This is a genomic window from Phascolarctobacterium faecium (assembly GCF_003945365.1).
Classification (GTDB): domain Bacteria; phylum Bacillota; class Negativicutes; order Acidaminococcales; family Acidaminococcaceae; genus Phascolarctobacterium; species Phascolarctobacterium faecium.
Map to the genome: position 1 here is coordinate 81,540 of NZ_AP019004.1, position 21,558 is coordinate 103,097.

The following is a 21,558-nucleotide window of genomic DNA, read 5'->3' on the forward strand; positions in this document are numbered from 1 at the left end:
GATGTCGAATTTAGCTAGTTTTCAAAATCAGGTAAAACCCAACTGGTGTCCGGGCTGCGGTGACTACGCCGTTCAAATGGCTCTGCAGCAGGCAGCAGTAAAACTAAATCTGGAACCGCATCAGCTGGCACTGGTTTCCGGCATTGGCTGCAGCGGCCGTATCGGCGGTTATCTATACGCCTACGGCATGCACACAACTCATGGCCGCGCTCTGCCTTTTGCCCAGGGCGTTAAGCTGGCAAACCCTGAATTGACCGTTATCGCCTGCGGCGGCGACGGCGACGGCTTTGCCATTGGCACAGCGCATACTATCCATGCTATGCGCCGCAATGTCAATATCACTTATATCCTGATGGATAATCATGTCTATGGCCTTACCAAAGGTCAGACATCTCCCCGCAGTGATGTTGGCTTTAAAACCAAAACCACGCCGACAGGCAATATCGAGACCCCGATCGCTGCTTTGGAACTGGCTTTAGCTTCCGGAGCAACTTTTGTAGCGCAGGGCTTTTCAGCCCAGCTGCCGCAGCTGGTAGATCTGATCGTCGCAGCCGTACGTCACGAGGGTTTTTCCTTCGTGAATGTGTTCAGCCCCTGCGTAACTTTTAACCATACCAATACTTATGAATGGTTCCGCGAGCATCTGAGCGACGTCAAAGATATTGCCGGCTACGACCCGCATGATAAAGGTGCGGCCGCACGGCATATTATGGAAAAAGAAGGTATGCTGACCGGGCTGCTGTACGAAAGCGACCGCGCTTCTTACGAACAGGCCAGCGGCCTTGCCGGTTTCAACACTATTAAAAACGTTGAAAAAATGCCGCAGGCAAACTTTAACAAACTGCTGGAAGGTTTTAAGTAAAAACAAAATAAGCAAAATAAAAAATACCACCCAAAGGGTGGTATTTTTTATTAACAGCACTTTAAAACATATTCAAAAACAGGGTAATAATAAAGGCATTGATAAAATCAATGAACAGACTGCCGACCAAAGGTACGATAAAATAAGCTTTAGGCGCCGGTCCGTAACGTGCAACGATAGCATTCATATTAGCCATGGCATTAGGTGTGGCACCCATACCGAAGCCGCAGCCGGCAGCGGTAATAACAGCGGCCTCATAATCGCGCCCCATTAAATTGAAAATAACAAAGCGGGCAAACAAAGCCATCATCGCCGTCTGCGCCAGCAGCATTACCACCAGCGGCAGTGCCAGTTCGCTGAGCTGCCACAATTTCAGGCCCATCAGTGCCATTGACAGGAAGATCGACAGCGACACGCTGCCCATAACGTCGATTTCTTTGGAAAAAACTTCGTACCTTCCGGTCAGGTCGGACAGGTTGCGAATAACGGCAGCCGCCAGCATCGCCCCGATGTACGACGGGAAGGTAACACCAAAAGATGTTATCAGGCCTGTGATCCATGACCCGATACCCATTGCCACCAAAAGCTGACCGATACCGAAAAGGAAATATTCTTTATCGACAGCATAAGCTTCCTTCCCGACAACAGGAGTTTTATGCACCGGCTCCTGCACACATTCAAAACAGAAAAGATTGTCTTTATCGATCAGATAACGGGCGATCGGCCCGCCGATAACGCTGCCCATAACCAGACCGAAGGTTGCCGCAGCAATAGCCACAGTCGCCGCCCCCTGCGCGCCCATCTGTTCGAGCAGAGGACCGAAGGAACCAGCCGTACCATGCCCGCCGACCATCGGGATCGAACCCGTTGCCATACCGATCAGCGGCCCCAAATTAAAAACCGAGGCCAGTCCGATACCAACAAGGTTCTGCATAACGATAAGTACGGCGCAGACAGCTACCAGCTTCAAAACGCTGAGTCCGCCTTCTTTCAGCATACGCAAGCTGGCCGTATAACCAATGCTGGTAAAAAACATCGTCATAAAAAATCCCTGCAGCGATGTATCCAGCGTCAACTGCCAAAAGCCTCCGGTCGTCATGACCAGATTCAGCAGAGAAAACAGAACGCCGCCGATAACCGGAGCCGGGATACAGTACTGGTCAAAAATATTGAACCTGCGTTTTAAACGCAGGCCAACATAGTATACAACTACTGCTACAGCAGTCATTTGATACATATCCAAATCAATATTCATCAGGTATCACGATCCTTAAAAAGATTGTTCCACCCATTCGTCCATCATAAAAGGTCAATGTAATCGCAAGCTGCCAGGGCAGCTTCCGTACCATCAGCGGCAGCCGTCGTCAGCTGGCGCACCTTTTTAACGCGGCCGTCGCCGGCAGCATAAATGCCGGGACAGGAAGTCGCACAATTTTCATCAGTTTTAATGTAACCATAAGCGTCCAGCTCAACCAAAGACGCGAAAGCTTTATTATCCGGAACATGGCCGATAGCGATAAAAACGGCATCGACATCCAGCGTCTGTTCCTCGCCGCTGACCTTATTGCGGATGCCCAGCGACTCCAGCCGTTCAGAGCCATTGATGGCTGTTACTTCACTGTCAAGAATGAAAACAACGTTATCATGCTTCTGCAGCTTTTCCAGCAACCGTTTTTCGCCGCTGAAAGTATCGCTGCGATGGATGAGATAAACCTTTTTACTTGTAAAGCTCAATACCAGCGCATCATCGAGCGCTGTATTACCGCCGCCGACGACGGCCACGTTTTTATCTTTAAAAAAGGCTCCGTCACAGGTAGCGCAGTAGGAAACGCCGGAACCAATAAAACGGTCTTCATTTTCCAGTCCCAGCGGACGCACCCGCGCACCGGTCGCCAGAATCACTGCTTTTGCAAGCAGTTCGCCGCCATATTCAGTCTGTACGCCTTTATGGCTGCCGTAATCCTGCAGTCCGGTCACTTTATCGTAAACGATTTCCGCACCCATTTTGATAGCCTGATTATAAAGTGCTTCGGCAAATTCAAAGCCGGCAATGGATTCAAAGCCGGGGAAATTCTCTACATGCGAAGCATTGATGATCTGCCCGCCCTGCAAATACTGCTCGACCAGTTTAACAGATTTACCAGCACGAGCGGCATAGACTGCCGCCGTCAAGCCCGCAGTACCTGCGCCGACGATCAAAACATCAGTCATAATTTGTTTTTCAGTCATAGTTTCACCGCTTCCCAGCCGCAATTTATTTCAGCATTGCCAAAATAGCCGGCTTCGGCTGTACGCCGACAGAACGTTTCACTTCCTTGCCGCCTTCAAACACGACCAGGGTAGGAATCGTTTCAACTTTATACTTTGCTGCCAGATCCTGATTGGCATCAACATCGATCTTGCAGACTTTCACATCAGTCAGTTCGCTGCCCAGCTGATCAATAACCGGTCCCAGCATACGGCAGGGGCCGCACCAGGATGCCCAAAAATCTACCAGGACTTTCCCTTCAGCCTGCATAACTTCTTTTTCGAAAGTTTCATTAGTAATATGTACAACTGCCATAATAATCGCTCCTTTTATCAATATATTTTATTTATATCTTAATTTTAACCATTAATGATTATAATTGCAACAAATAATAATTACATTATCATTGTTAAAATATCAATAATTTTTTTCTGATACGCCGGAAAACTAAAAGCACTTTACCTTTATATACCCGGCAAAGTGCTTTTATGGTCATTTGTGATATATTTTATACTGTTTCTTGCCGTTTCTTTTGGCTTCGTACAAGGCCGAGTCACTCTGACGTATCAGCAGGTCGACATCAGTAAGCGCATTACTGACGGCAATACCGATGCTGGCTGACAGCACGGCGAACTTAGCATTGTCGGCAATCGTCTGCTGCAGACTGCTCAAAAATCTTTCTGCCAAAATTGCCAGCTCCGCATCTGTCTTCGAGCCTAAAACTACCGCTAAAAACTCGTCGCCGCCGACACGGGCAATAAATTCAGCTCCGAAGGTCTGCTTCAGCAGCTTGGCTACCATTACCAAAACCATATCTCCGGCCTGATGTCCATATTCATCGTTGATCTTTTTAAAATTATCAAGGTCGATATAAAAAAGGTTGACATGCTTAGACATGATTTTATTACGCGTCATATATTCATAAAAATAACGGCGGTTATAAAGATCTGTCAGCTGGTCGGTGTTGGCACTGTAAATAATTTTCTTTTCCAGCAGCCGTTCAACGGTTACGTCGCGGCACATACACAGCATACCTACAGCCGTACCGAAAACATCAAAAATAGGCTTTTCGTAAATCTCCAGATTTTTTTCACGCCGACCGACAAGCACTTTTGCATCGGCATAGCCTTTTGCATTGATCTCACTCATATCAGCTAAATTCTGCTGCTTCCACTGCTGATACTCCTGCCCGATCATAGCTTCTTTTCCTTCTGTAAAATACTGCGAGCAGATATCATTGGCATTGATGATCTTGCCGGCCTCGTTAGTCAGCAAAACCGCAAAAGGAAGATTACGCAGGATAACTTCCAGCTCCGCCCCCATATTTTCCAGATCAGTGACGTCGTGCGCGATGCCAACAGTACCGATCAACTGCTCATTATCATCAAAAATCGGCGACTTGTAAGTCTTAAACTGCCGCATTCCATGCTTAGTTTTGACCTTTTCGTCGAAAATACAGGTTTTCTTTTCCTGCAGGACGATCTCTTCCGATTCCAGACAAATATACTCACCCTGCTCGTATTCTTCCTTTTTCATATCCCAGATATAATAATGGCCGCGGCCCTCAACATCTGCCTTGGTCTTACCAACGGCACGGCAAAAACTGTCATTGACCTTTAAATGCGCGCCGCGGATATCTTTAAACCAGATCAGGCTGGGAATACTGTTGATCCCGGTATCAAGATAACGCTGCGCCAGATGACAGTCTTTTATGATCTTGATATGTTCAAAAAGTCTGTGCAGCCTAAAAGCCACAAAAGCTTCAGTACATGGCCTGATCCAAAGATCTGTCAGCGACTGATAAACAGCTGCATCCAGCTGCTCTGCAGTTTGCGGCTCAGCACAAAAAACTATTGCGGCATCCGGCTTAGAGTTTTTGACAAGCTCTGCCAAAACTGCTCCTGACAATTCACAGACAATAACATCAGCAGTTTTAACAGCTGCGTCTGCCGACTGCCTTAAAAGCAGCTCGTGCTCAAAACCAGCCAGCGGTTCAAGAGCACTGACAGCATCATATATACGATTATCCTGGCTTAAAATCAATACCTGTAATTTATAATGGTACACGTTTTCACACCCAACTTTTTAATTCCCCATAAATTATTACACAAGCATATTATTGAAATTCTTCTAACTATTTTATTTATATTACATCAAATTATATGCTATTAATTCTTTTTTGTCTACAGTTTCAGCAACATCAGCCTTCCTATGTTATACTATTTTCAAGAAACCGAAAACCGAGGCCTATCATGACAAATATTGCCACTCTTTTAGAAACTGCAATAGCACAAGCCCTGCCTGATAACTGGCAGCAGGAGCCGGAAACACATTTGCCCGCTCTATCGCTGATCATCAGCAATATCCTGCTGCCCAACTGCTGCCAAATGTCGAATTTAAACAGCCTGGCAGCTTTGATAGAAGAATCTGCTGTTTTAAAACAGCTGCCTGCTGCTTACAAAAATAAGCTGGCGCATACAGTTTATGATACTTTGGCACGCTTCAACGGCCTGGGCTGAAAATAAAACCACCCGTAATAAACAGGGTGGTTTTATTTTTTTATGTTTATTCTGCTGTTTCAGAAAACAGATTCCAACTGCAGATCCAGTTTCGGTGCTTTTACCCTTACAGTGATATTATCATTCACCAACTGGCTGATCTGAATATCGCAGGCAGCACTCAACAGTCTGTAGGCATCAGCAAAATCCAATTCTTTTTTCAGCATTAAAAATTCTACCATGTCATGCACTGCTGTTTGGATAGCTTCCTGAATATCAGCTCTGCTGGCCAGCGTATAAACAGCATCAGGAGTTTCAAGCATCGGACGCGCCAGCTTCCGGTCTTTGATAACTTCTACCTGCAGGCATACTCTGCCGGCTGTCTCTATTCCCGTCCCGCTCAGCTCGCCGTCACCCATACAGGCATGCAGATCGCCCAACGCCAAATTAGCACCGCTGACAAATACCGGCAAATACACTTTGGAGCCGACCTTAATGAGCTTGGTATCCATATTAGAACCGTGATCACCTGGAACAGCGCAATGTACGCTGCCTTCCGCCGGAGCAACGCCAAGCACGCCGATCATCGGCGTTAACGGCAGTCTTATTTTTTCATTGAATTCAGCAAAGCCATTTTTGATAGGAATTATTTTAGTGTGCGCTTCTGTGATTTTTTCACCCAGCACTCCCAAACTGGGAGATGTAACCATCACCCCCTGCTCAGCCAGCTGAATAGCCAGTACCTCAACGCAGAGAACGTCACCCGGTTCAGCCCCGCTCACAGCGATAGGACCCACAGAACAGTCCATAATGCTTATATCGATATCAGGTCTTAAAACCGTTTCTGTTTTTATCTGCCCGCTATAACAATCATCGGTTTCGACCCAAAACGTTTCTCCGGGTTCCACAAAATATACCGGCTGATTAGTTTTACTGAAGTTAAAAACGACTTTATCTTTTGCAAAAATTTTCATTTTCGTCATCTCCTTACCAGGCAGCAGGCAGCAGGCCAAACAACCCTAAAACAGCATACAAAGCAGCACCGCAGAATAAAACGATCATTGACCACTGCACCCAGGCAGACGCGATCCAGCCGCATTGCCATGAAGGTTCCATATCACCTGTTTTCCTTGCCGAACGCAGCATCAAAACAGGCAGCACGGACATAATGACACCGCCAAACGTACCAGCCAGATAAATAGCGTCGACAAAGCTTACCAAGCCGCTATACGCCAAAATAAACGGAGGAATAACCACACATGCCAAAACAAACAGCCTGGTCTTAACATCGTCCTCCGATTTAAAATTAAACTTATCCACGATGTTGGTAAGAAAACTGCCGGCAACCGCCCAATAGGAAGTCATCATCGCAGCAAGAGCAAACAGATTGGCCGTAAAAAAGGCCCATTCACCCAAAGCCTTGCCCCAGGCAATAGTTGCTACCTGCGTTACATTTTCCGGCCCCGTCAAAGAAAGTACTGCCAGCGGCACCAAAGCCAGCAAAACCATCGTCAATGACATTCCCGTAACAATAGCCGGCGCCAGCTTCTGCTGATCATGTGCCAAACCTCTTGCCAGTTCAGGAACGGCATACTGAGCGATATAACAAAAGATCGCAACATTGAAAACCGGTATCGCATAAGTCCAGTTTGTAAAAATCGCATTGGACAAATCAGAGTTCTCAGCTAAAAAAGATGCTGCTATGATCACCGCCAGCAACGCCATCATTCCAAAGCTGATAACTTTCTCTGCTACGCCGGTCGCTTTCAGGCCAAACCAGACTACAATGACAGCCGGAACAGAAAAAAGCAAACTGCCGATCTGTGTAGAAAGACCGAACATCTCGCTTAAAATCCTGCCGCTGCCATTAGTATAAGCAATCAGGCAGCCAATGGTATTTGCCGCCACTGAGATAAAGACAAGCCAGGCTCCCAGCTCGCCCACATATTTTTTAGCAAGTCCCGGCAGCTGCATGACCTTTCTGGTCCTTAACGTAGTTTCAGCCACATACAGCATTGACGCCGTCGTAAAAAATCCTGCTATGATCAGCCACAGCATCAATACCGGCCAGCCGGCTTTTCTGGCCGAATAGGCCAGTCCTAAAATGCCGGACCCGATGTTAGCGCCGACAATGATCATGGCAGCTTCCCAAAAGGTAAGTTTGTGGACCTTGAGCGCACCCTCAACAATATTATTTTCTGATTTCACTATTTTCGCCCCCTCAAGCTTAACAAAGTTATGTTTTCATTGTATTACTAACTTCCAAATATTCAACTATTTCTTCATAAAAAGCCACTTTAAATTTTTTTCTATTCATTTTCTGATAAGTTTATTACACAGAAACAGCGTATTTAAACCAGAAAAACTTTTAAAACTTTATCCAGACATAGAAAAAGAGCCTTCGAGAAAAATCTCGAAGGCTCTGAAACTTTTAATAGTGGCGGAGTGGGTGGGATTCGAACCCACGCACGAGTCACCCCGTCTAACGATTTAGCAAACCGTCCTCTTCAGCCACTTGAGTACCACTCCGTTTGACTTACTTGGATAGTATACACTATCCTGATATTTTTTTCAAGAGTACCAACGCAAATATTTATTACGAGGCCCCTACAACGCTGTTGTAAAAATATGGCGGAGAGGGTGGGATTCGAACCCACGGAGGCTTGCACCTCGCTGGTTTTCAAGACCAGAGCCTTAAACCACTCGACCACCTCTCCGTGCTATTTTGATATTATACGGCAAATATGCCTTCTCGTCAAGTTCCAACAAATACCTCTTGAATGCCGTAGACTGCACAGCACACCCGAAAACAAAAACCGCCGTCAAAACCGACGGCGGTTTGTTTTTTATTACAGCAGGGTTTATGCTTTGCCAGCCAAACGTTTATAGTTGTTCAAACGTTCTTTAGCATCCTGTTCAGTTTTGGCGAACAGTGCTTCAGCTGTTTCAGGATACTGTTTGAGCAGGGAAGAATAACGAACTTCGCCCAAAAGGAATTCTCTGAAATCAGCAGTAGGCTCTTTAGAATCCAATACGAAAGGATTCTCACCTTTTTCTTTCAAAGCAGGATTATAACGGTAGGTTGCCCAATAACCGCAGTCTACAGCAAGTTTAGCTTCCAGCTGGCTGCAGCCCATACCCGCTTTCAATCCGTGGTTGATACACGGAGCATAAGCAATGATAAGGGACGGTCCGTCATAAGCTTCCGCTTCTGCAATCGCCTTCAAAGTTTGATTCTTATCGGCACCCATAGAAATCTGAGCCACATAAACATAACCATAGCTCATGGCCATCATGCCCAGATCTTTTTTCTTGGTCTTTTTGCCGCTGGCAGCAAATTTGGCAATAGCTGCAGCCGGTGTGGCTTTGGACGATTGACCACCGGTATTTGAATAAACTTCGGTATCAAAAACCATAACGTTAACGTTTTCACCCGAAGCCAGAACATGATCCAGACCGCCGTAACCGATGTCATAAGCCCAGCCGTCGCCGCCAAAGATCCAATGACTGCGCTTGACAAAGAATTGTTTTTCTTTATACAGAGCTGCGCATTTATCGCATTGGTCCTGATATTTTTCCAAAACGGCCGTCAATGCTTCCGCACGTTCACGAGTGCCTTCGCTGACGTCCATATTATCGAGCCAATCCTGCATTGCTGCTTTCAGATCAGCCGGAATCTCGGCAGCCAAAGCTGCTTTTACCATTTCAGCAACACGTTCGCGGGATTGTTTTACACCCAGGTACATACCCAAACCATATTCGGCATTATCCTCGAAAAGGGAATTTGCCCAGCTGGGACCATGCCCTTTGCTGTTAGTAGTATACGGCATGGAAGGCGCACTGGCACCCCAGATTGAGGAACAGCCCGTAGCGTTGGCGATCATCATGCGGTCACCAACAAGCTGTGTAACCAGTTTGGCATACGGAGTTTCGCCGCAGCCGGCACAGGCGCCAGAGAACTCAAGCAAGGGCTGTTCAAACTGAACGCCTTTGACAGTATTTTTGTTCATCGGATTAGGTTTGGCCGTAACCTGATGGGCAGTATAATCCCAATGAGCAGTTTTGGCCAATTGGCTTTCCAGAGGTTTCATAACCAGGGCTTTTTCTTTAGCCGGGCAAACCTGCGCGCAGTTGCCGCAGCCGGTGCAATCCAGCGGTGAAATAGCCATATGGAATTTAAGTTCTTTAGCTCCGATGGCATCTTTGTATTCCAGTCCCTGCGGAGCGTTGGCAGCTTCTGCTTCTGTCATCAGAACAGGACGGATGACTGCATGCGGGCAAACGAAGGAACATTGGTTGCACTGAATACATTTATCCATTTGCCATTCCGGTACATTGATCGCGATACCGCGTTTTTCGTAAGCGGAAGTGCCGCTGGGGAAAGTACCGTCGACATTTTTATTAAAGGTGCTGACAGGCAGGTTATCGCCTTCCAGACGATTGACTGGAGTCAGGATATTATCGATAAATTCGTTGCCGGTAACTGCGATATTGGCGTCACCAGCAGCATCAGCCCAGGCTGCAGGTACATCGATCTTCACAATAGCATCGACGCCGCGGTCGATAGCCGCATAGTTCATGTCAAGAATAGCCTGGCCTTTCAGTCCGTAGGAATGATCGACAGCTTCTTTCAGATACTTGACGGCATCAGCCAAAGGAATAATATCCGCCAGTTTGAAGAAGGCTGACTGCATGATCATATTGATACGTCCGCCCAAACCGATTTCCTGAGCGATCTTCACCGCGTCGATAGTATAGAAATTAACAGCATTTTTAGCAATGTAGCGTTTGATATTGCCCGGCAGATGCGTTTCCAGCTCTTCCATAGACCAGTTGCAGTTCAAAAGGAAGGTACCGCCTTTTTTCAGGCCTGCGGTAACATCATATTTGTCTACATAAGACTGATTATGTACGGCTACAAAGTCTGCAAAAGTGATCAGATACGGAGCGCGGATCGGCTCATGCCCGAAGCGCAGATGCGAGACAGTGATACCACCGGATTTTTTAGAATCGTAGGAGAAGTAACCCTGCGCATACATATCCGTATGGTCGCCGATAATCTTGATCGCGCTTTTGTTGGCGCCGACAGTGCCGTCACTGCCCAGGCCCCAGAATTTACAGCTTTTGGTAGAGGCAGGAGTAGTATCCAGCGAGGTAGTTACCGCCAAAGAGGTATTGGTAACATCGTCAACGATGCCTACAGTGAAATTATTTTTCGGTTCTGCTGCAGTAAGATTTTCAAAAACCGCCAGCACTTCAGACGGAGTCAGCTCTTTACTGCCCAGGCCATAACGGCCGCCGATGATGAGCGGTGAAATCTCTGCTTCGTAGAAAGCGCCCCGCACATCCATGTATAACGGTTCACCAAAGGAACCGGGTTCTTTGGTGCGGTCCATAACAGCAATACGTTTAACTGTTTTAGGAACAGCAGCCATAAAATGTTTGATCGAGAACGGACGATACAGATGCACAGCCAGAAGGCCGACCTTCCTGCCTTCAGCGTTGAGTTTTTCGACAACAGTCTGGATCGTTTCGCAGGCGCTGCCCATAGCGATGATGATTTCTTCCGCATCCGGAGCACCATAATAGTTGAACAGACCATATTTACGTCCAGTCAGCTTGTTGATCTCGTTCATATATTCTTCAACGATACCGGGCAAAGCTTCATAGTAAGAGTTTACAGCTTCACGGGTCTGGAAATAGATATCAGGATTTTGAGCAGTGCCGCGAACGACCGGATTATCGGGATTGAGCCCGCGATTACGGAAAGCAGTTACCGCATCATAATCGATCAGTTTAGCCAGATCATCATAAGCCAGAGTTTCTATTTTCTGAATTTCGTGGGAAGTACGGAAACCGTCAAAGAAGTTAATAAAAGGAACACGACCTTTGATAGCAGACAAATGAGCCACTGCCGACAGATCCATAACTTCCTGGACTCCGCTTTCAGCAAGCAGCGCAAAACCTGTCTGGCGTGTAGCCATAACGTCCTGGTGGTCGCCAAAAATAGACAGTGAGCTGGCAGCTAAAGCACGGGCAGAAACATGGAACACGCCCGGCAGCAGTTCGCCTGCCATTTTGTACATATTAGGAATCATCAGAAGGAGACCTTGCGAAGCAGTGTAGGTTGTTGTTAAAGCACCGGACTGCAAAGAACCGTGTACGGCACCGGCAGCACCAGCTTCAGATTGCATTTCCAATACTTTTACAGTTTGACCAAAAACATTTTTCTGACCTTGAGCAGCCCATTCGTCTACAACTTCGGCCATGGTAGAGGACGGGGTAATAGGGTAGATAGCTGCGACATCGGTGAACGCATAAGATATATACGCCGCTGCCGTATTACCGTCCATAGTTTTCATTTTTGTCATTTGATCCCCTTCTTTCTTTTAATTAGAGTACAAGATATGGGAACCGGCCTTATCGGTTCCAGTGATACGCAAAATAAATGTGCGGCAAGACATAGTTCACCCTTGCTCACACAATTAGTATACACTATTTAATCACTTTTGTAAATTTCCTTCGCATGTATACATGTGAATATTATGCAAGTATTTTGTAAATTTTTAAAACTACTCAATTTATTGACAAATGCTATAATAATGCTACGGAGGTGTTGAATTTGCAGACGATTGTTAACTACATTGCAAATGCTCTTCAAGCCCGTATTCCCAGGATTAAAATAGATACAGCCAATGACGCTGCCACAGCTCACTTGACTATACCAAACAAACACGGCGGAAAACCTATCAACATCTTAGCCAAAGCTCACGCAGGCATCGTGGTCGTTTTTAATAAAACTCCACGACTTTTTGACCAGGATGCCAAAGGCATTGACAAGCTTGCCTTTGATATCAGCGAATATCTGAAAGGACGCAGTGTTTATCTTGATCTGCTGAAAAGTGACGGCAGTGACAGCGGCAAAGACTGTATCGCTAATTCTATCGAAGTACAGGCGGAAAACTTTACTATTCTGACAAATCTTATTACCCGCAAGGGGCTTTTAGACAGCACAGAATTAGAAAAAGCTTTACAAGAGGGCGACATTGTACGGGTCAATTATTGGGACCCGCGCAAAAATTACGGCTATAGGCTTGACGGCGATCATCTCGCCAAAATAGCCTTATGACCAAATAAAAGAAGAGCTGCTTTGGCAGCTCTTCTTTTATTTTTAACATCTGCTGATTTTCAGGCAACAAAGGAAGACAAGACAGAAGCCTTGGTGATAATACCACGGAATACTTTTTCTTCATCAACCACGGCCAGCGGAAAGGCAGCATTAGCTGCCAAAGGCACTATATCAGCAACGGGAGCGTCCAGATCGTTGACCTGGAGCACATCGCGTATGATCGCTTCGCTGAAAGTCTTTTTCCCGTCACGAACAGCCAAAGCTCCCTCCAGGGTAACGATACCGATGAAGTTCATATGGTCTCCGACCACATAAGCGCTGGACACGCCGTTGACGCGCATACTGGTAAGCGCCGTATTGGCACCGTCGCTGTCTTTAACGATACAGCTGGGCGTAGACATAATATTACGCACGCAAAAGACCTTACTGGTATTGACATTATGGATAAATTTCTTAACATAATCATCTGCAGGGTTTGCAAGCATCTGCTCCGGCGTATCGATCTGCACCATTCTGCCGTCGCGCAGGATACCTACTCTGTTACCAAGCTTAAAGGCTTCGTTGATATCATGGGTAATGAAAACAATAGTTTTACCCATGCGTTCCTGGATCCGCAGCAGCTCAAACTGCAGATCGTTTTTGACCAGAGGATCAAGCGCCGAAAAAGCTTCATCCATCAGAAGTATATCAGGATCATTAGCAAGCGCCCTGGCTATACCTACACGCTGCTTCATCCCGCCTGACAAGCTGCTGAGTTTTTCGTGCTCATAACCCGTCAGTCCGACCATATTGATCATTTCCATAGCCTTATTTTCACGTTCTTCTTTGCCGACACCGCGTACTTCCAAGCCATAGGCCACGTTACCCAGTACATCGCGATGGCTCAAAAGCCCGCCGTTTTGAAAGACCATGGAAACCTTCGTACGCCTCAGCTCCTGCAGCTGTTTTTCATTATATTTGGTAATGTCCTCGCCATCGATCAGAATTTCGCCCTTTGTCGGCTTATGCAGCATATTAAGGCAGCGTACGATAGTTGATTTACCACTGCCTGATAAACCGATCAGTACAAAAAGCTCACCTCTTTTGACGCTGAAGGAAACATCGCTGATCGCAGCCATGATACCTGTCGTTTCCATAACGTCCATCCGGCTGGCTCCAAGCTCCAACAGCTTGAAGGCAGCTTTTCTTTCATCCAGGAAGTCATAGGGACCAAACAATTTATATAAGTTTTTCACTTCTAAAACCGTATCTTTTTCCTGCATCATTTACCCTCCTTCTGCACCAGGCTCTGTGTCAGACGATCAATAATGATCGCAATAATAACAATGGCGAAACCGGCGATAATGCCGCGTCCGGATTCCATACGGTTAATAGCGATCAAAACTTCCATACCAAGTCCGTTCGCACCGATCATGGCACAGGTAACTACCATCGCCACCGCCATCATCATCGTCTGGTTGATACCGGTCATGATCGTCGGCAGCGCCTGAGGTATCTGCACCTTAAACAAAGTCTGCCAGCTGGAGGAACCAAACGAGCGGGAGGCCTCAACAACCTCCTGATCGACCTGGCGGATACCGTGACTGGTCAGCCTGATAACAGGTACCACAGCATAAACTACTGTTGCCAGAACCGCCGGCACCTTTCCTGGTCCCAGCAGCATAACTGCCGGTATCATATAAACAAAGGTCGGCATCGTCTGCATCGCGTCCAGTATCGGCCGCACTATCGTATCAGCGCCGCGTACCGCCGCCAGAGCGATACCGATCGGCAAACCTATCAGCAATGAAAAAATTACTGCCGTGATCACGATAGCTAAAGTTTCATTCATCATATGCCAATACCCGCAGGCACCGATCATAAACAGCAGGCCGCCGTAAATGACACCGTTTCTGTAGCTGTTCATCAGTTTTTTTGTGGCAAAAACTACCAGCAGAATCATCAGCCACCAGGGAATCATATCCAGTGCGCCGTTGATGCCGTTAATAAAAATACTGAGCATCTTTTTGGCGGCAACAAAAACCTCGCCGTAATTAATATTGATGTAACGTACAAATTCATCTATCGGTTCTGCTATATTCAGATTGATATTAGGAAAATTCAACAACCAACTTGTCATATGCCCGCCCCCTTACTGTTCTTTTAACGCAGCCCGCATGGTCTGGGCCTTATCGGGCGGCAGCCATTGCGTAAGCAGATTATCATGTTTTTGTAAAAACCAACGGGCCGCCTGGTCATAAGTCGCCTTATTATCGGCAATATAAGCGAGAGCTTCCGCTGTTAAAGCACTGGAAGTATGATACTTTTTCAGGAACTCTGTAAACTCAGGCTGCCGTTTTGGAAAACGGCTGTTAGCCGATACCATGACAACTACTGATGGCGCAGCTGTTTCACCTGCTTCAAACCCGGCCTGATTATACGGCGCGTCTTCTAAAAGCACCAGATCCAGCTTGCCGCTGATCCAGGTTGGTTCCCAATTATAGCCAACGATCGGCAAACCTTTTTCGTAAGCCGTTACAAAGGATGTGCTCAAGGTCGCCTCGCTGCCGGGACGGAAATACACATAATTTTTATCCAGCCCGTAGTGCTTATACTTTTTAAACATTACTTCATCGACCGCCCAACCGGGGATGGCTCCGTAAATACGCCCTTTGGAAGGATTTTCTTCATCCACAAAAAGTTTACTGTAGCGGGCCAGATCAGAAACCTTGTGCAGATCAGGCGCCATCGGCGCAATGCCACGCTGGGGATCACCTTCGATCACATAACGCGGTACATACAGGCCCTGTTTATTATCATCGAAGTTGATTCCCAGATCGACTATCCCACCAGCGGCTTTATCAGCCTGATAGGTAGCAACGTTATCCGTCCAGAGCTCCATATTTACGTCCACATCACCGCGCACCAGCGCCGCTTCCATAATCGGCGTCGAGCCGTTCATCGTTTCTACTTTTAAACCATAAGCCTTTTCTGCAATCAAACCGGCTACCGCGTTATGAAACTTCACACTGTCCCAGCCGGCATCAGAAAAAACTACCGTTTTTTCATTATTGCTGCCGCAGCCTGCCAGCAGGCCTACAAACAAAACCATACCCAACAGCTGCAGTATTTTTTTCTTCATCAAAACTCCCCCCTTTTCAATCCGACAACTTTATGTTATTATTGAGTTGCTTCTATCTGTTTTTTAGTTTAACTTACTTATAAAAGCTTGTCAATTTACTTTAATTACTTTTTTACACTGCGAAGATCTGCAGCTGTCAGTTAACAGTTTCTTTCGGAAAATCTCCGCAGCCGCCTGTCAGGCCACTTGTGGAGTCTGCTGCTGCGCCTTGCCAGCAGACAAATATAAATTTTAAGCCTGTTGATTTTTACTAAATTTTTACTGTAAAGGACTATACCATGGCTAACAAACACAAAATAGCAGAACCAATCTATCAGAAAATCGCTATCGATATCGCTTCCAAGATAGCTGCCGGCAAATATAAGGCCGGCGAAAAAATTTACGGACGCTCCATGCTTGCAGCTCATTATGCCGTTTCTCCTGAAACGATCCGCCGCGCCATGTTCATGCTGCAGGATGTCGGCATCGTCGCCATTGAATCAGGCAGCGGCAGCACAGTGCTTTCGGCCAAACGGGCCTCACAGCTGGTAAGCCGTTTCCGCAATATTTCTACCATTACCGAACTGAAAAAAAATATCGAAACCTTATCGGAACAACAGAAAAAACAACAGGACGATATTTTAGATAATGTCCATCAGCTGCTTGAATATATTGAAAAATTCCGTTTGGCATCACCTATCTTGCCTTATGAAGTAAAAATAACTCAAGACTGCCGTTTCCTGGGACAGATGATCTCGGAAATAAACTTCTGGCAAAGTACCGGTGTTACCGTCGTCGCTATCCGCAAAGGCGAAGAGCTGATCGTTTCGCCGGGCCCCTACGCGCTTTTCGAAGCGGGGGACGTCTTCATCATGGTCGGACCTGAAGACAGTCACAGCAAAGTACAGGATTATTTATACAAAGACTGATAAAAAAGAGGACTTACATATGTAAGTCCTCTTTTTACGGTTATTATTGTTTTTTCCTGTGCGCTTCCAAATATTGTCCCACGATCTTGACAGCGCAGTAATCGCCGCACATGGAACAAGCTTCATCCTCCGCCTTATTCTTCTTGTCGCGGTAAGCCTGCGCCTTCACCGGGTCGAGTGCCAGACGAATCTGTTCCGGCCAGTCAAGATTTTTACGTGCGACAGCCATTTCCCTGTCCCAGGCTATAGCCTGGGGCAGTCCCTTGGCAATATCGGCAGCATGAGCCGCGATCCTCGTTGCGATCACGCCTTCGCGTACATCGTCAATGTCAGGCAGCCCCAAATGTTCGGCCGGCGTTACATAACATAAAAAGTCAGCGCCGCTGACCGCGGCCAGAGTGCCGCCAATGGCAGAAGTAATATGATCGTAACCAGGCGCTATATCAGTTACCAATGGCCCCAAAACATAAAAAGGCGCACCATGACATAAACGCTTCTGCAGCTGCATATTAGCTGCAATCTGATTATACGGAACATGTCCCGGTCCTTCAACCATTACCTGTACACCGCGCTGCCAGGCCCGCTGGGTCAATTCCCCCAAATTCAAAAGCTCCTGAATCTGCGCCCTGTCTGTAGCATCTGCCAGGCAGCCGGGCCGCAGTCCGTCACCTAAACTGATCGTTACATCATACTCCGCGCAGATGTCCAATATTTCATCATAATATTCATATAAAGGATTTTCACGATCATTATGCAGCATCCAGCCGGTAATAAAACTGCCGCCGCGGCTGACAACGTCCATAACGCGCCCTTCGCTGACAAGAGCGTGCAGAACCTGACGGTTGATACCGCAGTGGATCGTCATAAAATCAGCACCGTCGGCAGCCTGCTGACGGATAACTTCAAACAGGTCCTCTTTCGTCATTTCAACAACGGCACCGCGTTTTTTAATAGTTTCTACTGTTGCCTGATAAATAGGTACCGTACCAACCATTACAGTGGATGCAGCAATGATAGCCTTACGTGAAGCGTCGATATTATCGCCTGTAGAAAGATCCATCACAGAATCGGCCCCGGCATCAATAGCAGCGCGCAGCTTAGCCAGCTCAGGTTCAGGATCAGGATAAGCGCTGGAAGTACCGATATTGGCATTGACCTTGACTGCCAAGCCCTGACCTACACCGCGCGGCACAAGATTTTTGTGGTTGATATTGCAGCAAACAGCTATTGTTCCTGCCGCTACACCAGCCCTGATGACCTCAGGCGCCAACTGTTCCTGCGCCGCTACCTCATGCATCGCTTCTGTGATTATGCCCTGACGGGCCAACTGCATCTGTGTTGCCATTATTAAACTCCCCCTTAAAAATAAAAAGCCAATCTCCCACAGGAAATTGGCTTTGGCTCGCGCTTACGCCACTTCCCTACGCCGGTATTACCCGGAAATCAGGTTCTAAGGGTCGGCCTTGCGGCCTCTCAGCATAATGCGCCCCCAGTGGATCGACTTATGATATTAAATTAACTTTAGCATCTTTTGCCGGTAATAGCAAGCAAAACTAAATTTTATCACCTGGCTCATAAACATGATAACCGCCCTTGCCTCTTTCTTTTACAACATACGCGGCCACATCAGCCAAATGCACCAGCTTGTCAAAATCCCGGCCATGCTCAGGGAAATAGCAAATGCCAATGCTGGCAGAAACAGTAACGCCATCATAGGCAGTATGCAGAATACGGCATAAATCCTCCGCCCTTTTGACTGTCGCCTCCGGCGAAAGCCCCGGTGCATAAATATAAAATTCGTCACCGCCAAAACGACCGATAATATCGTCGGAACGGAAAAACTGCTGCAGCTTTGCTGCCATTTCCTGTAAAACTTTATCGCCTGTCTGATGCCCTAAGGTATCGTTGACTGTTTTAAAATTATCCAGGTCAGTAAAGATAAAGCTGCCCGAACCGCTTTCTTTCAACAGCGGTTCCACCACAGTTTTAAAGCCGGCTTTATTATAAACTCCTGTCAGCTGATCGATACGGCTCATATCCTGCAGCTTTTCTTTTTCAAGCATTTCTGCATCAATATTATCCAGTTTGCCTACCAGGCGGATCACTGTTTCTTTTTTGATGATGCAGTTAGCCCGGATCCTGAACCAGTGCTGCTCGCCATTGGCATAACTGAGCAGCAGTTCTTCACTGCCGGAATGCTTCTCTGCAATAATTTTATGGATAAACGCACTGATAACGGCAATATTTTTATCGGGCTCCGATTTTAACGGAGGCGCAGACTCAGAAGCAAGCTTACCAAAAGGTTCAAAGCCAAAAATCCTGCGATACAGAGGCGACCAGGCAATATGCTCCGGCAGCACGTCCACATCAAAAATTATTTCGTTGGAAGCCTGCACTAAAAGATCATAACGCTCCTTCTCAAGTTCCAGTTCCTGGATGATACGCTTTTGTTCACTGATATCAACAATAACGCAGTACATTACCAGCATGCCGTCTTTATCTATCCCCACGCTGCCACGGATCAAAACAGGTATATAATGCCCGTTTTTATGCAGCAGGCGCATCTCCAAATCGATCTTATCATTAAGATGCCAGACACCATCCAGTAATGCCTGAAATTTAGGCGCATCCTCTTCATATATCAAATGCGCCCTCAAAAACGAAGGTACGTTTTCCAATTCTTCCCTTGTATAACCAATCAATTTTAGAAATCCATCATTAGCATAACGGATGCAGAAGCCGGCATCATTGACCAGTGTCAAAACGCCTCCGTTGATATTATCGGCAATCTGACGCAGTATTTCTTCCCTGTCTGCAATCTCACGGTGGGCCTCTTTATTTTCCAGCCATTTTTTTACGGCAAAAACACTCAGCAGCCATACAAAAAAGGCAATCCCTGCATTCAAAAAAATTATATTATTACCAACCCAGCCGCCTGCTTTGTCTACCTCTATGATGCAGCTGGCATTCGGCAGTTCGATATCATATTTCATTCCGCCTGTCATTGCCATTGCCGCATGGTCAGAAGCAGCAATCGTCAATTTGGCTCCGTTTTCTATCTTGTATAAATGATAACGATATTTCTGCCCCTGCAGTGCGGCAAAATTGATGTTCTGCAAAGCATATTTCGGACTTGCCGGATTCATATCCAAAGTAACAGCAACTAAGCCCCAGGGTGAACCGTCAGAATTTTTTACAGCGACCCTGCCCGTCAGTACCAGCTCATTATCCTGAATCCTTCTGAACGGTCCTTCGATCACCAACTCGCCCTGCTTGCGATACACTTTCCTGATAGCGTCATCCCGTTTCGGCTGGACCATCAGATTTTTTCCCAGGGCACTTTTATTGATTTCATAAGGAAAGCAATAGGAAATCACAGTTTTTTCAGGAATACCGTCCTGCAGCGGACCTTCTGCCATAGCCAAAGATACATTTGTGATCAAAGCCATATCGTCAAAGGCTGTACAGACATTGTTCATTCTCTGGATACCAAGCTCTGACATATTGCGAAAACCTTTTTCGTGTACGGCTATTTTTGTACCTTTGGCATCCAGCATACCCTGCTGGATCAGCTCACGTAGGACAAAAGCGTCATCATAAAGATCCATCAGTTCATAGCGCGTCTGAGAGCCATAGCTTTCCGCCAGAAAAGCTGCTCTTTCACGGGTATACTTATAGGTATCGTTAATGCTGATATATGCAGCCAGAGCGCACAGCAACGCAGCTGCTGAAGTGAACAGCAATAAATATTTTATATTATAACCACGTTTTTTATCCATGCCCGGCCTCCTTAATACCGATAATCCACTTTTATTTTATTATAGCTTATTTTCAATTATTAAACATCAAGTATTTTTATTAAATAAATATTAATACGCTTTCAGTATTGCTATTCTGCATAGTAAAAAGCCTGCCGACATAATATGCCGGCAGGCTTTAAATTTTACGATCAGCCAAAAACCACTACTGCATCTTTGCATTTGATCCGCAGCAAAGCTGTTTCAAATACACGGAATTCGTGATTCAGCTTAGCAGAACCCATATAACCGGTAATAAGGTCCTGACCTATAACAAGATCCATATTCTGCGGTTCAGCGCAGACCAATACGGCTTTATTAAGACCTAACGCCGGAGTCATATATAATCTGCCGCCAACCAGGGTTTTGATGCGTTCGCTTTCCAGTAATCCGGTGCTGACCTGTAAACGCTGTAACTGTGCATATAGGTCAGGGCTGACTGCCAAAGCATAACGGCCTCTCAAATTCTTGTCCGCAAAATGCTGCAGACCTTTAACAACATCGCTGAAAGCATTTTCATCTTTGCTCCAGTCGGATTTTTTTACTTTAAAAGCACCTTCTGCCGTAGCCAGGCCTTCATAACCGGCTTTCGGATTCCCTGCAAAAATCATCAGGTCTTCTTTCTGAGCGCAGGCATTTGCGGCAGCGCTGACCGCACCCAAATCGATCGGCATACCGATCTGTCTGGCCTGTTCCATATCTCTCCAGGATAATACAAAATCACGATAGATCATTGGCAGCTCTTTAAAACTGCGGCCTGTAACTTTTACAGCTTCCTCTTCCTCACCGAAGAAATCTACACTGCCTTTTTCAGCAGGAGTCAGCACATCTACATTCACACTTTGTGCACCGGCACCCAAAGGACCGTAAATCTGTAAAAATTTACGTCCAACCAAAACATTTCTTGCCGCTTGGATTACGGCACTATCAATAGACTGCCATTGCTCGGCAGACAGATTAACATCATCACGCATTAAAAATTCCATGACCATACC

The 21,558-nt window shown here is 46.5% G+C and carries 17 protein-coding genes, 2 tRNA genes and 1 riboswitch; of the genes, 4 read left to right on the forward strand and 15 right to left on the reverse strand.

Annotated features, from left to right (window positions below; translation table 11 throughout):
* Position 1: 1 nt before the first annotated feature.
* Positions 2 to 862 carry a 2-oxoacid:ferredoxin oxidoreductase subunit beta gene (locus PFJ30894_RS00370; RefSeq protein WP_125668745.1) on the forward strand — a complete coding sequence of 287 codons (861 nt, stop codon included), beginning with the start codon at positions 2 to 4 and terminating at the stop codon, positions 860 to 862.
* A 61-nt stretch (positions 863 to 923) separates the two neighbouring features.
* On the opposite strand, the gene gltS is transcribed toward PFJ30894_RS00370, so the two are convergent.
* The 4 genes from gltS to PFJ30894_RS00390 form a co-directional block, all read right to left on the reverse strand.
* Positions 924 to 2,117, reverse strand: coding sequence for a sodium/glutamate symporter (gene gltS, locus PFJ30894_RS00375; RefSeq protein WP_125668746.1), 1,194 nt, complete (start codon positions 2,115 to 2,117; stop codon positions 924 to 926).
* Between the two features lie 44 nt (positions 2,118 to 2,161).
* A complete protein-coding gene (locus PFJ30894_RS00380; RefSeq protein WP_197714954.1) occupies positions 2,162 to 3,091 on the reverse strand; it encodes an NAD(P)/FAD-dependent oxidoreductase in 930 nt (309 codons plus the stop codon).
* 25 nt (positions 3,092 to 3,116) lie between these two features.
* On the reverse strand, positions 3,117 to 3,425 hold the full coding sequence (trxA, locus tag PFJ30894_RS00385) for a thioredoxin (protein ID WP_021718101.1): 309 nt from the start codon (positions 3,423 to 3,425) through the stop codon (positions 3,117 to 3,119).
* Positions 3,426 to 3,602: 177 nt separating this feature from the next.
* Positions 3,603 to 5,177, reverse strand: a complete 1,575-nt coding sequence (locus PFJ30894_RS00390; RefSeq protein ID WP_125668747.1) for a sensor domain-containing diguanylate cyclase — start codon at positions 5,175 to 5,177, stop codon at positions 3,603 to 3,605.
* A gap of 185 nt (positions 5,178 to 5,362) precedes the next feature.
* Here PFJ30894_RS00390 and PFJ30894_RS00395 point away from each other — a divergent pair, with 185 nt between their 5' ends.
* Positions 5,363 to 5,629, forward strand: a complete 267-nt coding sequence (locus tag PFJ30894_RS00395) for a hypothetical protein (RefSeq protein ID WP_046430933.1) — start codon at positions 5,363 to 5,365, stop codon at positions 5,627 to 5,629.
* Positions 5,630 to 5,688: 59 nt separating this feature from the next.
* Here the strand turns inward: PFJ30894_RS00395 and PFJ30894_RS00400 are convergent, their stop codons facing one another.
* The 5 genes from PFJ30894_RS00400 to nifJ form a co-directional block, all read right to left on the reverse strand.
* Positions 5,689 to 6,582, reverse strand: coding sequence for an acetamidase/formamidase family protein (locus tag PFJ30894_RS00400; RefSeq protein WP_125668748.1), 894 nt, complete (start codon positions 6,580 to 6,582; stop codon positions 5,689 to 5,691).
* 13 nt (positions 6,583 to 6,595) lie between these two features.
* Positions 6,596 to 7,816 carry an aromatic amino acid transport family protein gene (locus tag PFJ30894_RS00405; RefSeq protein WP_021718105.1) on the reverse strand — a complete coding sequence of 407 codons (1,221 nt, stop codon included), beginning with the start codon at positions 7,814 to 7,816 and terminating at the stop codon, positions 6,596 to 6,598.
* 230 nt (positions 7,817 to 8,046) lie between these two features.
* Positions 8,047 to 8,137 (reverse strand) — tRNA-Ser (locus PFJ30894_RS00410).
* Positions 8,138 to 8,237: 100 nt separating this feature from the next.
* A tRNA-Ser gene (locus tag PFJ30894_RS00415) sits at positions 8,238 to 8,325 on the reverse strand.
* Positions 8,326 to 8,469: 144 nt separating this feature from the next.
* On the reverse strand, positions 8,470 to 11,979 hold the full coding sequence (nifJ, locus tag PFJ30894_RS00420) for a pyruvate:ferredoxin (flavodoxin) oxidoreductase (protein ID WP_125668749.1): 3,510 nt from the start codon (positions 11,977 to 11,979) through the stop codon (positions 8,470 to 8,472).
* Positions 11,980 to 12,230: 251 nt separating this feature from the next.
* On the opposite strand from nifJ, the gene PFJ30894_RS00425 reads away from it, so the two are divergent.
* Positions 12,231 to 12,737 (forward strand): hypothetical protein, encoded by a 507-nt coding sequence (locus PFJ30894_RS00425; RefSeq protein ID WP_021718109.1) that lies wholly within the window; start codon positions 12,231 to 12,233, stop codon positions 12,735 to 12,737.
* Between the two features lie 59 nt (positions 12,738 to 12,796).
* Here the strand turns inward: PFJ30894_RS00425 and PFJ30894_RS00430 are convergent, their stop codons facing one another.
* Genes PFJ30894_RS00430 through PFJ30894_RS11850 form a run of 3 tightly spaced genes read right to left on the reverse strand, consistent with a single transcriptional unit; the run spans position 12,797 to position 15,858 of the window.
* Positions 12,797 to 13,999: a quaternary amine ABC transporter ATP-binding protein gene (locus PFJ30894_RS00430; RefSeq protein ID WP_125669903.1), complete on the reverse strand. Its 1,203-nt coding sequence runs from the start codon at positions 13,997 to 13,999 to the stop codon at positions 12,797 to 12,799.
* Entirely contained in the window at positions 13,999 to 14,856 is an 858-nt protein-coding gene (locus tag PFJ30894_RS11845) for an ABC transporter permease (RefSeq protein WP_046430937.1), read from the reverse strand. Before PFJ30894_RS11845 ends, PFJ30894_RS00430 begins: the two co-directional genes overlap by 1 nt.
* A 12-nt stretch (positions 14,857 to 14,868) precedes the next feature.
* Positions 14,869 to 15,858 (reverse strand): ABC transporter substrate-binding protein, encoded by a 990-nt coding sequence (locus PFJ30894_RS11850; protein ID WP_197714955.1) that lies wholly within the window; start codon positions 15,856 to 15,858, stop codon positions 14,869 to 14,871.
* A gap of 278 nt (positions 15,859 to 16,136) precedes the next feature.
* On the opposite strand from PFJ30894_RS11850, the gene PFJ30894_RS00440 reads away from it, so the two are divergent.
* Positions 16,137 to 16,766: a TrkA C-terminal domain-containing protein gene (locus PFJ30894_RS00440; protein ID WP_125668750.1), complete on the forward strand. Its 630-nt coding sequence runs from the start codon at positions 16,137 to 16,139 to the stop codon at positions 16,764 to 16,766.
* 43 nt (positions 16,767 to 16,809) lie between these two features.
* Here PFJ30894_RS00440 and thiC read toward each other — a convergent pair whose 3' ends face one another.
* From thiC to PFJ30894_RS00455, 3 genes are all read right to left on the reverse strand, one after another.
* The gene (thiC, locus tag PFJ30894_RS00445; RefSeq protein WP_125668751.1) at positions 16,810 to 18,111 is read right to left on the reverse strand and encodes a phosphomethylpyrimidine synthase ThiC; all 1,302 of its coding nucleotides are present in this window, start codon (positions 18,109 to 18,111) and stop codon (positions 16,810 to 16,812) included.
* Positions 18,112 to 18,167: 56 nt separating this feature from the next.
* A riboswitch (TPP riboswitch) is annotated at positions 18,168 to 18,267 on the reverse strand.
* 52 nt (positions 18,268 to 18,319) lie between these two features.
* Positions 18,320 to 20,545, reverse strand: a complete 2,226-nt coding sequence (locus PFJ30894_RS00450; RefSeq protein ID WP_125668752.1) for a sensor domain-containing diguanylate cyclase — start codon at positions 20,543 to 20,545, stop codon at positions 18,320 to 18,322.
* A gap of 170 nt (positions 20,546 to 20,715) precedes the next feature.
* Positions 20,716 to 21,549 (reverse strand): family 1 encapsulin nanocompartment shell protein, encoded by an 834-nt coding sequence (locus tag PFJ30894_RS00455; RefSeq protein ID WP_125668753.1) that lies wholly within the window; start codon positions 21,547 to 21,549, stop codon positions 20,716 to 20,718.
* Positions 21,550 to 21,558 lie beyond the last annotated feature (9 nt).

Excerpts from the sequence above, each read along its gene's own strand:
- PFJ30894_RS00370 (WP_125668745.1), top strand. The coding sequence starts at position 2 with ATGTCGAATTTAGCTAGTTTTCAAAATCAGGTAAAACCCAACTGGTGT.
- gltS (WP_125668746.1), bottom strand. The coding sequence starts at position 2,117 with ATGAATATTGATTTGGATATGTATCAAATGACTGCTGTAGCAGTAGTT.
- PFJ30894_RS00380 (WP_197714954.1), bottom strand. The coding sequence starts at position 3,091 with ATGACTGAAAAACAAATTATGACTGATGTTTTGATCGTCGGCGCAGGT.
- trxA (WP_021718101.1), bottom strand. The coding sequence starts at position 3,425 with ATGGCAGTTGTACATATTACTAATGAAACTTTCGAAAAAGAAGTTATG.
- PFJ30894_RS00395 (WP_046430933.1), top strand. The coding sequence starts at position 5,363 with ATGACAAATATTGCCACTCTTTTAGAAACTGCAATAGCACAAGCCCTG.
- PFJ30894_RS00400 (WP_125668748.1), bottom strand. The coding sequence starts at position 6,582 with ATGAAAATTTTTGCAAAAGATAAAGTCGTTTTTAACTTCAGTAAAACT.
- nifJ (WP_125668749.1), bottom strand. The coding sequence starts at position 11,979 with ATGACAAAAATGAAAACTATGGACGGTAATACGGCAGCGGCGTATATA.
- PFJ30894_RS00430 (WP_125669903.1), bottom strand. The coding sequence starts at position 13,999 with ATGCAGGAAAAAGATACGGTTTTAGAAGTGAAAAACTTATATAAATTG.
- PFJ30894_RS11845 (WP_046430937.1), bottom strand. The coding sequence starts at position 14,856 with ATGACAAGTTGGTTGTTGAATTTTCCTAATATCAATCTGAATATAGCA.
- PFJ30894_RS11850 (WP_197714955.1), bottom strand. The coding sequence starts at position 15,858 with ATGAAGAAAAAAATACTGCAGCTGTTGGGTATGGTTTTGTTTGTAGGC.
- PFJ30894_RS00440 (WP_125668750.1), top strand. The coding sequence starts at position 16,137 with ATGGCTAACAAACACAAAATAGCAGAACCAATCTATCAGAAAATCGCT.
- thiC (WP_125668751.1), bottom strand. The coding sequence starts at position 18,111 with ATGGCAACACAGATGCAGTTGGCCCGTCAGGGCATAATCACAGAAGCG.
- PFJ30894_RS00450 (WP_125668752.1), bottom strand. The coding sequence starts at position 20,545 with ATGGATAAAAAACGTGGTTATAATATAAAATATTTATTGCTGTTCACT.
- PFJ30894_RS00455 (WP_125668753.1), bottom strand. The coding sequence starts at position 21,549 with ATGGAATTTTTAATGCGTGATGATGTTAATCTGTCTGCCGAGCAATGG.